Origin of the sequence: Stenotrophomonas rhizophila (assembly GCF_020857975.1) — a bacterium.
GTDB classification, from domain to species: domain Bacteria; phylum Pseudomonadota; class Gammaproteobacteria; order Xanthomonadales; family Xanthomonadaceae; genus Stenotrophomonas; species Stenotrophomonas rhizophila_C.
In genome coordinates this window covers 138,477-151,856 of record NZ_JACWUO010000010.1, presented here as the reverse complement: position 1 = coordinate 151,856, position 13,380 = coordinate 138,477, and the positions used below count along the sequence as shown (strand labels likewise).

Annotated in this window: 12 protein-coding genes; all 12 read right to left on the bottom strand. The window is 68.9% G+C overall.

Annotation, left to right across the window (positions count from 1 at the left end):
* Nucleotides 1-267: 267 nt before the first annotated feature.
* Nucleotides 268-1,875 carry a sulfite reductase subunit alpha gene (locus IC535_RS11750; RefSeq protein WP_228886178.1) on the bottom strand — a complete coding sequence of 536 codons (1,608 nt, stop codon included), beginning with the start codon at nt 1,873-1,875 and terminating at the stop codon, nt 268-270.
* On the bottom strand, nt 1,872-2,852 hold the full coding sequence (locus tag IC535_RS11745) for an FAD:protein FMN transferase (RefSeq protein ID WP_228886180.1): 981 nt from the start codon (nt 2,850-2,852) through the stop codon (nt 1,872-1,874). Before IC535_RS11745 ends, IC535_RS11750 begins: the two co-directional genes overlap by 4 nt.
* Nucleotides 2,853-2,971: 119 nt before the next feature.
* Entirely contained in the window at nt 2,972-3,778 is an 807-nt protein-coding gene (locus IC535_RS11740; protein WP_228886181.1) for a DUF4198 domain-containing protein, read from the bottom strand.
* Between the two features lie 103 nt (nt 3,779-3,881).
* Nucleotides 3,882-4,400 (bottom strand): DUF2271 domain-containing protein, encoded by a 519-nt coding sequence (locus tag IC535_RS11735; protein ID WP_228886182.1) that lies wholly within the window; start codon nt 4,398-4,400, stop codon nt 3,882-3,884.
* A gap of 23 nt (nt 4,401-4,423) precedes the next feature.
* Nucleotides 4,424-5,059 carry a PepSY-associated TM helix domain-containing protein gene (locus tag IC535_RS11730; protein WP_228886183.1) on the bottom strand — a complete coding sequence of 212 codons (636 nt, stop codon included), beginning with the start codon at nt 5,057-5,059 and terminating at the stop codon, nt 4,424-4,426.
* A 485-nt stretch (nt 5,060-5,544) separates the two neighbouring features.
* The gene (locus tag IC535_RS11725; protein ID WP_228886184.1) at nt 5,545-7,965 is read right to left on the bottom strand and encodes a TonB-dependent receptor domain-containing protein; all 2,421 of its coding nucleotides are present in this window, start codon (nt 7,963-7,965) and stop codon (nt 5,545-5,547) included.
* 137 nt (nt 7,966-8,102) lie between these two features.
* Nucleotides 8,103-8,534, bottom strand: a complete 432-nt coding sequence (locus tag IC535_RS11720) for a hypothetical protein (protein WP_228886185.1) — start codon at nt 8,532-8,534, stop codon at nt 8,103-8,105.
* A 151-nt stretch (nt 8,535-8,685) separates the two neighbouring features.
* Nucleotides 8,686-9,372 carry a Fe2+-dependent dioxygenase gene (locus IC535_RS11715; protein ID WP_228886186.1) on the bottom strand — a complete coding sequence of 229 codons (687 nt, stop codon included), beginning with the start codon at nt 9,370-9,372 and terminating at the stop codon, nt 8,686-8,688.
* A 49-nt stretch (nt 9,373-9,421) separates the two neighbouring features.
* On the bottom strand, nt 9,422-11,734 hold the full coding sequence (locus IC535_RS11710) for a catecholate siderophore receptor Fiu (RefSeq protein WP_228886187.1): 2,313 nt from the start codon (nt 11,732-11,734) through the stop codon (nt 9,422-9,424).
* Nucleotides 11,735-11,887: 153 nt separating this feature from the next.
* Complete coding sequence (locus tag IC535_RS11705) at nt 11,888-12,286, bottom strand: hypothetical protein (protein ID WP_228886188.1); 399 nt, start codon at nt 12,284-12,286, stop codon at nt 11,888-11,890.
* Between the two features lie 107 nt (nt 12,287-12,393).
* Complete coding sequence (locus IC535_RS11700) at nt 12,394-12,726, bottom strand: non-heme iron oxygenase ferredoxin subunit (RefSeq protein WP_228886189.1); 333 nt, start codon at nt 12,724-12,726, stop codon at nt 12,394-12,396.
* Complete coding sequence (locus tag IC535_RS11695; RefSeq protein ID WP_228886190.1) at nt 12,723-13,259, bottom strand: GNAT family N-acetyltransferase; 537 nt, start codon at nt 13,257-13,259, stop codon at nt 12,723-12,725. Before IC535_RS11695 ends, IC535_RS11700 begins: the two co-directional genes overlap by 4 nt.
* Nucleotides 13,260-13,380: the final 121 nt, after the last annotated feature.

Below are 13,380 nucleotides of genomic sequence, written 5' to 3'. Positions count from 1 at the left end.
CGGCTCCGGCACGGGTCATGCGTTCGTCACGCCGGTCACTGCTACCGGCAGTCGTTTGGGAACCGACCCTACCGGCGGTGTTCGGTGCATTGGAGCCCTGGTAGGGTCGCATCCCGATCGACCGCCGATACGCTGGGCAACATTCGATAAGGGCATGACCTTCGATCGAAGGCGGCTCCGGCACGGGTCATGCGTTCGTCACGCCGGTCACTGCTACCGGCAGTCGTTTGGGAACCGACCCTACCGGCGATACGCGATGGCCGTTGCTCAATACACGTCGCGCCGATATCTTCCGGCCACGATCAATGCTTCCTTGCCCTCGCGTCCCAGCGCCTGTTCGATCACCGCGTCCACCGCCGGGGCCATGCCCTGCAGGCTGCCGCAGACCAGGACGGTGGCACCGTCGCGTACCCACTGGCGCAGCTCGCCCAGGCGCGCCTGCAGCCGGTCCTGCACGTAGCGGTGTTCACCGCCGTCGCGGCTGAACACCGTATCCAGGCGCTGGATGCCTCCGGCCTGATGCCAGGCGCTGAGTTCATCGCCAAAGAAGAAATCGTGCGCTTGGGTGCGCTCGCCGAACAGCAGCCAGTTGCGTCGCGCGCCGGCATCGATGCGGGCGCGCAGATGCGCGCGCAGCCCGGCGATGCCGGTGCCGTTGCCGATCAGGATCAACGGTGCGTCATGCGCCGGGGCATGGAAATTCGGGTTGCTGCGGAAGCGCAGGTCGATGCGGCCGCCCAGTTCGGCGTGGTCGCACAACCAGCCGCTGCCCAGCCCGGGCGTGCCGTCCGGGCGCAGCTGGCGGCGCAGCAGCAACAGCACCTGGCCTTCCACGGGCATGCTGGCGATGGAGTACTCGCGGTGCGGCAGCGGGCGCAGGCTGGCCACCAGCGCGGCCGACTCGCTAGCGGGCCACTCATCCGCGCCCGGCAGGTGCGCGCGCGACAGATGGGTACGCAGGGTCTGCCCGTCGATCATCGCGGCGCCGTCCATTCCGGCCTCGGCCAGCCACGCCTCCACCGCCGCCGGCGCGTGCCGCGGGCCGATCTCCACCACGTCGCCGGCCTGCCACGCGGGCAGCACGCCGTCGGCCGGCACCAGCGCCACCTGCCAGGTCGGCGCACCCGGACTGCCCGGGTTCTGCAGCGCACGGCTGCGCAGCTGCCAGTGCTGGTACTCGGCCGGGTTCCAGTCGGGCAGGTCGGTGGCGCTGCCGCCCAGCTGGCCCAGCAGTTGTTGCCAGTGGCGCAGCGCGGCCGGGTCGGCGTTGTCCACCTCGACCGTGTCGAACAACGGATGCGCACCGTGCTGGCGCAACCACGCATCGAGCTGATGGCCGAAGGCGCAGAAATGCCCGTAGCTGCGGTCGCCCAGGGCCAGCACGGCGTACTGCAACTGCGGCACGGCCAGGGCCTGCGGCATGACGTTGCGCAGGAACGGCAGCGCGTGGTCGGGCGCATCGCCTTCGCCGGTGGTGCTGGCGATGAACAGTATCCGCGAGGCCTGCTGCAGCGTGCCGGCATCGATCTGGTGCAGGCCGCGCAGCCGCACCGGCAACCCGGCCGCGCGCAGGGCTTCGGCGCTGCGTTCGCATAGCTGCCGGGCGAACCCGGTCTGGCTGGCCCAGACCAGCAGGATCGGCGCGGGTCCGTCGGCGGCGATGGCATCTTCGCGCGGGCGCCCCCGCCACCAGATCAGAGCGCACAGCGCGGCATAGCCGGCCACGCTACCGGCGGCCCAGCGCCAGCGCGTGGCCAGCGGTGCGCCCTGCCACCAGCTTTCCTGCAGGTGCAGGCGCAGCAACAGCCAGGCCAGTACCGCCAGCAGGGTGATCGCCAGCAGGTTGCCAACGGCGGCGCGCGAGGGGCGGCTCATGCCGGCTGCGCCTGGGGCGCATCGAGCAGCCGCGCGAAGGCCGGGCTGAGATGTTCTTCGATGCCGTGCGCGCCGCGGCAGACGAAGCGCGCGGCCAGGCCATGGGCCTGGGCGAAGGCAAGGCCCTGCGCATGGCCCATCACGGTCAGTGCGGTGGCCCAGGCGTCGGCGTGCATCGCATCGCGCGCGGCGACGGTGACCGCCGCGGCGGCGCGCGTCACCGGCGCGCCGGTGCGCGGGTCCAGGGTATGACTGAACTGCGCGCCGTCCTGTTCGAAATGGTGCCAGCGGTCGCCGGAGGTGGCCACGGCCAGGTCGTCCAGCGCCAGCACGCGTGCCGGCAAATCGGTGTCGGCCTCTTCTTCGGGGCCGGCTTCGACCAGCACGCGCCACGGCTGGCCACCGGGCTTGCGTCCGTAGCCGTGCAGTTCGCCGCCTACTTCCACCAATGCGGCCGGCACGCCCTGCTGGCGCAGCCACTGGCTGGCCTGGTCCACGCCGAAGCCCTTGGCGATGGCCGACAGATCCAGTTCCAGGCCGCCGGGCTGCAGCAGCTGGCCGGCCTGCCAATGCAGGCGCTGCCAGCCGCAGCGGGCGCGAGTGGCGGCGAGCAGGGTGGGATCGGGGATGCGCCGGGCCTGTGCCTGCGCGCCGAAGCCCCACAGCGCCACCAGCGGGCCGACGGTGGGATCGAAGGCGCCGTCGCTGCGCCGGGCCACGTCGGTGGCGCAGTCGAGCACGCGGGCAAACAGCGTCGGCGGGGTGTGGGTGGTTCCCGCCGCTGCGCGGTTGAACCGGGAGATGTCGCTATGGGCTTCCCAGGTGCTCATCTGCGCCACGATGGCGTCGAGCCGGGCCTGGATGCCGGCGTGCAGCGGGTGCAGGTCGCGGGTGCGCGCCACGGCCAGTTTTACCTGCCAGGTGGTGCCCATGGTGTGGCCACCGAGGCTGGCGATGTCGATATCTGCGTCGTTCATGGGGGTGGGCATGGCGGGCGTGCCGCCCTGCGCCGAAAAGGGTCTGGTAGGCACCCCCTTGCTGTGCAAGGGGGCGCGGAGGGGAGCGGGAAGGTGCGCGCAACAACCGCAAACGACGGTTACTGCGGCAGCACTTCCAGCGTGGCCACGTAGCTCAGGCGGCGGGTCTTGGCCTGCTTGAGCGAGGTCTTCTTGTCTTCGCTGCCGGTTTCCAGCCAGTACATGCCCGCTTCGGGCCAGGTCACCGAGAACTCGCCCTTCTTGTCGGTGGTGACCTTGATCTCGTCCTGGGCGTTGCGGTAACGGGTGCCACCGCGGGTGATCTCGAAGGCCAGCCCGGCGCGCGGCTTGCCGTCGACCAGCACGCGGAAGCGCGCGGCTTCACCGGCGACCAGGTCGTTGGGATGGCCCAGCGCGATCATTTCGATGCCCTGCTTGGTCGGCTTGAGCGCGGTGTCGTTCGGGGTGCCGTTGGTGACGAAGGTTTCGATGCGGCCGACCGACTGGGCCACCTGCAGCTTCTTGGCCTTCTTCGGCACTTCGCTGGCGAAGGTGGCCGGGGTACCGCGCCAGCGCTTGGGCTTGCCGTCTTCTTCCCAGCTGGCCGACAGGCCGTTGTTGACCGAGGCCAGGCGGTAGGTGCCCTGCTGGGTCAGTTCGACGTCGAACACGCTGCGGAACTTGCCGGTGGCCGCGTTCTGCGGCTGCACGACGGTGCCGTCGGGGGCGGTGATGACCAGGCTGTCCAGGCGCAGCGGCACGTGGTTGAAGTAGAACAGGTCGTTGGACACCGCCGCATCGACGGTGATCCACGGGCTGTTGCCGGCGATCACGGTCTGCGAGGGCTGCAGCCAGGCCTTGTGGGCCAGGGCGGAGAACGGAAGTGCGGCGGCCAGGGCGGCGGCTAGGACAAGCGAGCGCTTCATCGAAAAACTCCATGTAGGGATGAGGGGGAGGATGGCCGGGGGGCCATGCCACCGTCGCAGGGCGACGGCCCGGTGGGTACCTGCCCGGCAGGGCAGTAAAGCATCAGGGCTTGGCCGACAGCGTGACCAGGCCCAGTTCGGTGCTGCCCTGCGCCTTGCCGCTCTGTGCGGAGGTCGCCGGCCAGGTGAAGGGGATCTTGAGCAGTTCGCGGCCGCCGACTTCACGTACGGCTTCCACCACCAGAGTGTAGTTGCCCGGGGCCAGGGCTTTCAGTGCCGGCTGTTTGTCGTTGAACGACAGCGCGTGCTTGCCGGCCGGGCGGGTCGGGCCGGTCACTCCGTCCACGGGCACGGCCAGGGTGCGGCCGCTCTTGCGCCACCACTGGCGCAGGTCGGGCAGCCACTTGGTGCCATGGCCTTCGCTGTTGCCGGTCTGCTGGTACCACACCGACAGGTTGGCGGCGACCTTCTGGTCGGCCCCTTCCAGCCACACGGCCACGTAGGGGCGGTGGTATTCGGCGACGGTGAGCTTGGGCACCTCGACGTTGATGTCCAGGGTGGCGGCATAGGCCGGCGAGGTGGCCAGCAGGCCGCTCAGGGCGATGGTCAGGGTGACGCGCATGGTGCGGCTCCGGAAGGGGACGGTCAGTGGATGAGGATCAGGGCGATCAGCAGCGGGACCAGCAGGCCCAGGCCGACCAGCGGCCAGGTCATGCGGCGCTGGCGGGCGTGCAGGTGCAGCAGGAACAGGCCGGTGATGCAGAACACCAGGCAGGCGGCGGCGAAGACGTCCAGGAACCAGCCCCAGGCGGGGCCGGCGTTGCGGCCTTTGTGCAGGTCGTTGAAGTAGGACACCCAGCCGCGCGAGGTGGCTTCGTATTCCACCGCGCCGCTGTCGCGGTCGATGCTCAGCCAGGCGTCGCCGCCGGGGCTGGGCAGGGACAGGTAGATTTCGCCCTCGGACCATTCGGCCGGGCGGCGGCCGATCGAGATGGCCAGGTGTTCATCCAGCCAGCGGGCGGTGGCGCGCGGGAGCGGGGCGTTGCCGTCGGCGCGGTCGCCGAGCTTGCCGAGCAGGTCGGCCGGCAGTTCCAGCTGGCGGTTGACTACCTGGGGCTTGGCTTCGATCCTGGCGGCGTGGTTCAAGGTGATGCCGGTGGCGGCAAACAGCAGCATGCCGATCAGGCATACGGCCGAGCTGATCCAGTGCCACTGGTGCAGGGTGCGCAGCCAGAAGCCGCGGCTTTGTTGTTGCTGCACGCTGGAGGAGGAAGTGGCCACGGTTACTGCATTGGGATCTGGATGCGGATTACACCATTGATGAGAATGGTTCGCAATTTGTGGGGTGTCCAAGAGCCAAGAGCAATAGCGAATTGCTTGCTGGTTGCAAGCGGGGCGGCGGGTATGGGCCGTCCGGGACACGCCGCAAGTACGTCCGTGTAGGCTCCGTCGGCGCATCCATGCGCCTCAGGGTCCCGTGAACCCATACCCGCCGCCCCGTGGACAGTTGGCTGGTAGGCATGGAAGAGCGGGCTTTGGGAAGTTTTGTTGGGGAGGTGCCGAGCATGGCTCGGCACTACCAGATGCACCGCCCAACGGTCGGTACCTACCGGGAAATGGATCTTCCCGGTAGAGCCGAGCCATGCTCGGCTGCTTGTGCCTCCATGCTGTTGATCTGCCTTCAGAGCAACCCCATCCCGCCGCCCCCATCCCGCAGAACCAAGGACGCAGAGTGCTGTTGCCTCTGCAGCAGCGCCCCTCCAATCCTAGAATTTCGCGTTCAGCGAAATCCAGTAGCTGCGGCGCTGGTCCTTGGTCGAATAGTCGTCCACGCAGCTGTATTCGCTGTCGCTGATCAGCGCGCACGACTGCGATACGAAGTCCTTGTCGAACAGGTTGTTGACCCGCGCGTTGACCGTCAGCCAGGTGTTGATGTCCCAGCTGCCGCCGAGGTGGAAGATCGTGTAGTCCTCGTAGTAGCGGGTCTGCGAGGTGCTGACGCCGCCGACGTTGCCGACCAGCGTGTCGCGGTAGCGGTCGTAGCGGCCTTCGCCGATCAGCGATAGGCTCACCGCCTCGCTGACCTGCCAGTTCAGGCTGGCATTGGCCATGTGCCTGGCCGGGTTGCCGGTGATCGGCAGGCCCCGGCCGGCGCCGCTGGTTTGCTCGCTGCGGGTCCAGGTGTAGTTGCCGCGCAGTTGCAGGTTGTCCAGCAGGTCTACCTGCGCGGCCGCTTCCACGCCGCGGGTTTCGGCCTTGTCGATGTTCACGCTCTGGCTGAAGGTGCCATAGCCCAGCGCCGCCCAGCCCGGGCCGATGTCCACGCAGTAGCTGCCATCGTTGGGCGCCACTTCGCAGTTGGCGAACGTGCCGCCGCTGGCGATCTTGTCGTCGAACTTGTTGAGGAAGCCGGTGACGTTGAAGCCCCAGCGGTCGCCCTGGTAGTACGCGGCGACTTCGTAGTTGGTGCTGGTTTCCGGCTGCAGGTTCGGCGAGCCGACCAGCGGGATCACGCCCTGGCCGCCGAAACCGACGATGCCGGGGAACAGCTGGTCCGGGCGCGGGGTTTTGTAGCCGGTGCTGACACCGCCCTTGAGGGTCCATGCATCGTTGGCGTTCCACACCAGGTAGGCGCGCGGGCTGACATGGCTGCCGAAGATGTTGTGGTCGTCGTAGCGCACCCCGACGGTGGCGGTGAGGCTGTCGGTCAGCGACCAGTTGTCCTCGGCGAACAGCGCCCACATGCGGTGCTGCTGCCTGACGTTGTTCTTGTAGCCGGCGCCATCCATGCCGAACACGCCGTCGACCATGTCGGTGTCGTTGTACTGGCCGCCAACGGTGAGCTTGTGCGCGCCGAAGGTCAGGTCGAGCATCGTGTCCAGCACGTTGCCTTCCAGTTCCATGGTGCGCAGCGGGCGCGGCAGGAAGGCCTGCAGGCGGGCCATCTCGGCCGGGTTGAGCGCGCCCAGCCCGTTGCGCGCGCCGGCGGCGCAGTTGGCCGCCGCGCCGGTGCGGCGGCAGACATCGTTCCACAGCGTCTGCAGGTTGGCGCGCTCGTCCAGGGTCAGCGGCAGCGAGCGGCCCAGGTTGTTGCTGGTGATGTGGGTCAGCGTGGTCTGCCAGGTACCGAACGCGTAGCGGCCCTGGTGGGTCAGCGCCAGCTGGTCGCGCTCGTAGCGCTGGTAGGCGGTGTAGCCCACCCGCGGCTGCACCACCCGGCGGGTGACGGTGCCGCTGCCGTTCGGGTTGGGGATGGTCGCGCTGCCGACCCGCCACAGGCTGGCCAGGCTGTCCAGGGTGCCGGTCTGGCCCTGGCTGTTGTCGTACTTCTGGCGCGACACGTCGTAGTCCAGCCACAGCTCGTGGTCGTCGTTGACGGTGAAGTTCAGCCGCAGGCCGGTGTTCCAGTTGGTGTTGGCCACTGCCTTGCCGCCGCCACCGAAGCCGATGCTGCGCGACCACAGCGTGCCGTCCGGCAGCGGCAGGTCGTCCCATTCCGGATTGGACGCCTTGGTGTCGTAGTAGCTGCCGCGCACCGACAGGCCGAGCCGGTCCTTGACCAGCGGGCCGCTCAGGTAGAGGTCGGTGCTGCGCGCATCGCCGAACTGATCGTCCTGCTGCACGGTGAAGCCCTGGGTGATCGAGCCATGCCAGTCGGCCTGGTTGCGGCGGGTGATGATGTTGATCACCCCGCCCATCGCATCGGAGCCATACAGGGTGGACATCGGGCCGCGCACCACTTCGATGCGCTCGATCGCATCCAGCGGCGGCATGTAGGAGAACTGGCCGCCACCGAAATTGTTCGGGTACAGGTTGCCGGCATTGCTCTGGCGGCGGCCGTCGATCAGCACCAGGGTGTAATCGGAGGGCATGCCGCGCATGGAGATGGTGGCGCGGCCGTTCTTGTCGGTTGGTTCCATGCCCACGTCGATGCCTTCCACGTCGCGCAGCGCGTCGACCAGGCTGGTGTAGGGGCGCTTGCTCAGTTCCTCGCGGCTGACCACGCTGATGCTGGCCGGGGCATCGGCGATCTTCTGCTCGAAGCCGGCGGCGGTGACCACCACCTTGTCCAGCGTGGTCGGCGCGGCGGCGCCATTGGCCAGGGCCGGGCCGCTCAGGGCGCCGAGCAAGGCCAGGCAGAGGGTGTGGCGGGAAACGGACAGGCGGGCACGCTGGCGCTGGGCCATGGGGGAACCTCGAAAAGGAAAGACGGACGCTGGCGCCGCGGCCGGTGGCCGCAGCGGTGCAGGAAGCAGTGGGATGCCCGTGCGGGCGGAGGAGCTTTCAGCCGGCGTGGCGCGGGGTACTCACGCGCCGGCCGCAATCAGCCCTGCGGCGGGGCCTGGCCGCGCTGTACGCGCAGCCCGGGCGCGGCCGGCAACGGCGTGGCCGGGGCCGAGCCCACCGCCGGGGCGGTCTGCGGCGGCAACGGCAGCAGCGTGGCCATCAGCGTATCCAGTGCCTCCGGCAATGCCGGCGGCCGGGGCTGGGTGGCCGGCGCGGGGCGCGCGCTGGCGGTCCGGCGCGGCTTGGCCGGGGTTTCTTCCTGCAAAGGGGCTTCACCGCCGCCGGCCAGGCGTTCTTCCACCGGCAACTGCAGCACCAGCGCGGTGCTGCCGGGCAGCGTGCGCTCCAGCACCGGCAGGCCGGCCACCAGCATCGACAGCAGCGCCAGCCAGGCCAGCACGACGGCCAACAACGGCCGCTGCCCGCGCATGGCGGGGGCGAAGCTGCGGTGGCGGTGTGGATGGCGCAAGGACAATCCTCTGCTGGGCGTGGCCCAGGGGGAGCCGGCGCGGCGGGATTGTAGGTGAGATTGGTTATCCAACGCAAATGGGAATGATTTGCGACTGTGTGAGGTGTTCGGTCCAACGCTGTTGCTGTGCCCACGGCTCAGCGCGCTGCGCTTACACCTCGCTCCAGCGCCGCAGCAGGTTGTGGTACACCCCGGTCAGCTGCAGCACCGCATCGGCGTCGGCGCCGCCGGCCCGCAGGGCCTGGATCGCCGTGTCCATTTCCAACAGCATGCGCCGCGCGCTGTCGTCGCGGACCATGCTCTGCACCCAGAAGAACGACGCCAGCCGCGCGCCACGGGTGACCGGGTTGACGCGGTGCAGGCTGCTGGACGGGTACACGATCAGGTCGCCGGCCGGCAGCTTCACCTCATGCTCGCCGTAGGTATCGCTGATCACCAGTTCGCCGCCGTCGTAGTCCTCCGGCGGGCTCAGGAACAGCGTGCACGACACATCCGAACGCAGGTGCGTGCGCTGGCCGTCCTCGGTGGTGATCATCACCGCCCCATCGACGTGGAAGCCGTACTCGCCCCCACCCTGGTAGCGGTTGAAGCGTGGCGGCAGGATCCGCAGCGGCAATGCCGCTGCGAAGAACAGCGGGTGGCGTTCCAGTGCGGCCAGCACTACCCGGCCCAGCTCGGCCTTGACCTGCGAGGTGTCGGGCAGCTGCTGATTGCGCTTGACCTGCGCGCCCTGCGCACCGACGGTTTCGCGGCCATCGGTCCAGTCGGCCGCAGCCAGGCGGCGTTGCAGCAGGGCCAGCTGGTCGGCATGGAGTACATCGGGAACATGCAGCAACATGGGCGATCCTCATGCGGCGCGGGGGATGGCCCCTCGCGCCGCCATTGCATCAGAAGCGGATGTCCGCGCTGAGCAGGAACGAGCGCGGGGCGCCCGGGGTGTAACGATAGCCGCTCTTGTTGATCGCGGCCACGTACTGCTTGTCGAACAGGTTGTAGGCGTTCAAGCGCAGCACCAGGTGCGGGTTGATCTCATAGGAGGCCACCGCGTCGTAGACCGTGTAGGACTTGGTGAACGCCGGGGTGCCCACCGCGCCATCGGTGCCGCGGTGCATCTGGCCGGCGTAGCGCACGCCGCCGCCCACGGTCAGGCCGAACGGGAAGCTGTAGCTGGTCCAGCCGGTGAAGGCGTCACCGGGAGTGTAGGTCAGGTTGCGGGTGCCGTCGGCGGCCACGTTGGCGCCTTCCTCCACCTCGGTATCCAGGTGGCTGTAGCCGGCCGATACCGACCAGCTGTCGGTGATGCGGCCCACCGTGGATACCTCGATGCCCTGCACCGACTTCTTGCCGGTCTGGGTCGGGTTGCCGGCGTCGTCGAGCACCTGGGTGTTGATCTCGTTGCTCACCTCGGTCTTGAACAGCGCCACGTTGAAGGCCAGGTTGTCGTCCAGGAAGCTCCACTTGGTGCCCACTTCGACGGTCTTGGCCTTCTGTGGGTCCAGGCTGGGGTTGTCGGCGCTGCTGGCCGAAGCGCTCAGCTGGAAGTTGCTGCCGCCGGGGGGCTGCTGGGACAGGGCGTAGTTGGCGTACAGGCTGACGATGTCATCGACCTTGTAGACCGCGCCGATCTTCCAGTTGAGCAGGGTGTCCGAGTGTTCCAGCGAGGGATTGCGCAGCACCGTGCCGACCGGGTTGCTGCCGCAGGCCGGGCCGCGACCGCCGCACACCGACGCGCTCTGGTACTGGGTCTTGTAATGGTCCGCGCGCAGGCCGGCGGTCAGCAGGAAGCTCTGGCCCAGGTGCAGCGTGTCGAACAGGTATACCGAGGAGGTGGTGGTCCTGCCGTGGCTGTCAGCGCCGTTGTGCGCCCAGGTCAGGCCGGTGGCGTTCCAGTCCGGTGCATACAGGTTGGCCGGCGACCAGGTGGTGCCGCCGGTGGCGGCCTGGCCGAAGCTCTTGAGCTCTTCGCGGGTGAATTCAAGCCCGGTGCTCAGGTTGTGCACGATGCGCCCGGTGCTGAAATCCGCGCGCAGGTTGAGCTGGTCGGTAAGGATGGTGTTCTGCTGGTCCTTGAAGGTGGGCAGGCTGCGCGCCAGGGTGTAGCTGCCCAGGTCGGCCGGGTTGCCGTAGCGGATGTTGCCGGTGGGCGCGCCGTTGCCGCCACGGGCGCCGGTGCCCATGAAGGCGGTCAGCAGGTAGTCCTGCTCGGTGCGGCCCCAGCGCGCGGTGTTGGTCAGGCGCACGGCGTCGTTGAAATCGTGCTCGAAGCGGAACGTGGCCATCTTCGCGGTGACATCGTCATGGTCGGCGCGGGTGCCGTAGAAGTTCTCCGGGTTGACCGGGTGGCCGGCCAACTGCTCCAGCGTAGGCTGGGCGGTCCAGCCCGGCAGGCCCAGGGTCGGCACGCCGCCGTCAGGCACGTTGTCCTGGTCCACGTACAGCAGGTTGAGGAAGTAGCGTGTGTTGGTGCCCAGCCCGAACGCCAGCGACGGCGCGATGCCCCAGCGCGAATTGTTGACGTGGTCGCGGCCGGGCTGGTCGCTGTCCTGCCACATGGCGTTCAGGCGCAGCGCGCTGGTGGCGCCCAGTGCCTGGTTCCAGTCGGCGCTGGCGCGCTTCTGGCTGTCGCTGCCGGCCGATACCGTCGCCGACACCGTATCGTGCAGGTTGGCCTGCTTGCTCACCATGTTGATCGCACCGGTCGGCGCCGAGCGGCCGTTGTCGGTACCGGCCGGACCCTTGACCACTTCCACCTGTTCGGTATTGAACACATCGCGCGAGATCGAGCCGATGTCGCGCACGCCATCGACGAAGATGCTGCTGGAGGTGTCGAAGCCGCGCATGAAGATGGCGTCGCCGGTGTTGCTGTTGCCGTTCTCGCCGGCGTAGAAGGTGCCCACGCCCGGGCTGTTGCGCAGTGCTTCGGTCAACGTGGTGGCGGCCTGCTGCCTGAACAGGTCGCTGGTGATCACCTGGACGGTCTGCGGGGTGTCCTGCAGCGCCTGGGTGAATTTCGGCGAGGCGACCTTGTCGGCCTTGTAGCCGCGCACGCCCAGCACATGCACCTGGTCCAGCGTCTGCGGGCTGGATTGGGCCAGGACCGCGCCCGGCAGGACGGCCAGCCCCAGGCCGGTGACCAGGCTGGCCGTGGCCAGGCTGGCGGCGCTGCGTGCGGGGGAGGAGTGTTTGCGGCTCTTGATCATGGTGGAAAGACCTGGAAAACGAAAAAAGACGGAGGCAGGGCCGGCGCGCAATGGCAGGCGGCCATGCACGCCGGACGAGGGCATCAACGAAAAAACAGCAGCGGGCGTGCAGGCGGGCCGCGCGGCGCGCGCATGGACAGCGCGCCGGCAGGCTCAGGCCAGGGCGGGCGGTGCCTGGGAGGGCGGCAGGCGTTGCGGTTTGGGGCGGAAGACCAGGCCCACCGGTGGCAACGCATGGCCGGCCGACGCAGCGGCCCGTGCCACGTACTCGGGGCGGCCCGGGAGGGTGCCGCCGGGGCTGCCGCGGCTGGGATCGGGATCGGTTTCGACGCGGCTGGCGCCATGCAGGGCCGGTTCGGGCAGTGGCGGCAACGGCAGCCCGTTGCGCTGGCCCGGGTCGGCCACCGTGATCGGCGATTCCGCCGCGGCCGGCCGTGTCGGTCCGGTCGGATATACCCCGCACAGCAGCCCGAGCAGGCACAGCACTGCGGCTACGCCAAGGCGCAGCGCAGGCAGTCGTGCAGCAGCGGCGGCATCACGTTCGCAAGCCATCGGAAGACGGGCAGGGTCGGGCAATCGGAGGCAATACGATAACAGAAACGATAATGATTCGCATAACCAGCCGGGCGCGACGCCGGACGGTTGCTACCCGATGGCGTTCAGTCGCGGTCGTCGCGGGTCCACACCCCGTCGTGTTCGCGCTTGACCGGGAACCGGGCCACCGGCGAATAGGCCGGCGCGCACAGGGCGCGGCCATCGCGGATATCGAAGCGCGCACCATGCAGCACGCACTCGATGCTGGCCTCGGCGGTGTCGAAGGTGCCCGAGGACAGCTCGAACTCCTCATGGGTGCACTGGTCTTCCAGTGCATACAGCTCGCCGTCCAGGTTGAACACCACGATCGGGGTGCCGGTGACCTCGTCGAAGGTGCTCTTCATCTCGCCGGGCAGCAGTTCGGCGCTGGCGCAGACGAAGGTCCAGGTCGCGCTCACGGCTGTGCCGCCAGCGGCTTTTCGAGGATTTCAAAGCGCAGGTCGTCGCGCTTGGGCACGCCGAAGCGCGCATCGCCATAGGGGAAAGGCTTTTTGATGCCGGTGCGCACGTAGCCACGGCGTTCGTAGAAGGCGATCAGCTCCTCGCGCACGTCGATCACCGTCATCTGCATCACCGGCACGCCCCATTCGCGCGCGGCATGCGCCTCGGCGGCATCCATCATCCACTTGCCGATGCCGCCGCCCTGCTGGGCCGGGTCGACCGAGAACATGCCGAAGTAGCCCTTGCCCTGGTCGTCGGCGACATGCGCGCAGGCCAGCAGGTGGCCATCACGCTCGGCCAGCAGGATGCTCGAGCGCGGCCGGGCCAGGTCGGCCTGCAGGCCGTCGGCATCGATACGGGCGCCGTCCAGCAGGTCGGCTTCGGTGGTCCAGCCGGCACGACTGGCGTCGCCCCGGTAGGCGGAGGTAACCAGGGCGATCAGGGCGGGGATGTCGGCAGCGGTGGCCGTACGCAGGGTCGGGGTGCTCATGGCGACATTCTAGGCGGCGCGGGCGAAGACGGGGAGGGTTGATGCTGGGCTTCCTGCGGGCCGTGGTGGTGGCCGGCGCCGTGATGTCTTGCATGCGGCGTTGCAGCTGGGAATTCAACCA

Coding starts and splice junctions, on each gene's coding strand:
- IC535_RS11740 (WP_228886181.1), bottom strand. CDS start 3,778: ATGAAGCGCTCGCTTGTCCTAGCCGCCGCCCTGGCCGCCGCACTTCCG.
- IC535_RS11750 (WP_228886178.1), bottom strand. CDS start 1,875: ATGAGCCGCCCCTCGCGCGCCGCCGTTGGCAACCTGCTGGCGATCACC.
- IC535_RS11695 (WP_228886190.1), bottom strand. CDS start 13,259: ATGAGCACCCCGACCCTGCGTACGGCCACCGCTGCCGACATCCCCGCC.
- IC535_RS11705 (WP_228886188.1), bottom strand. CDS start 12,286: ATGGCTTGCGAACGTGATGCCGCCGCTGCTGCACGACTGCCTGCGCTG.
- IC535_RS11745 (WP_228886180.1), bottom strand. CDS start 2,852: ATGAACGACGCAGATATCGACATCGCCAGCCTCGGTGGCCACACCATG.
- IC535_RS11735 (WP_228886182.1), bottom strand. CDS start 4,400: ATGCGCGTCACCCTGACCATCGCCCTGAGCGGCCTGCTGGCCACCTCG.
- IC535_RS11725 (WP_228886184.1), bottom strand. CDS start 7,965: ATGGCCCAGCGCCAGCGTGCCCGCCTGTCCGTTTCCCGCCACACCCTC.
- IC535_RS11715 (WP_228886186.1), bottom strand. CDS start 9,372: ATGTTGCTGCATGTTCCCGATGTACTCCATGCCGACCAGCTGGCCCTG.
- IC535_RS11710 (WP_228886187.1), bottom strand. CDS start 11,734: ATGATCAAGAGCCGCAAACACTCCTCCCCCGCACGCAGCGCCGCCAGC.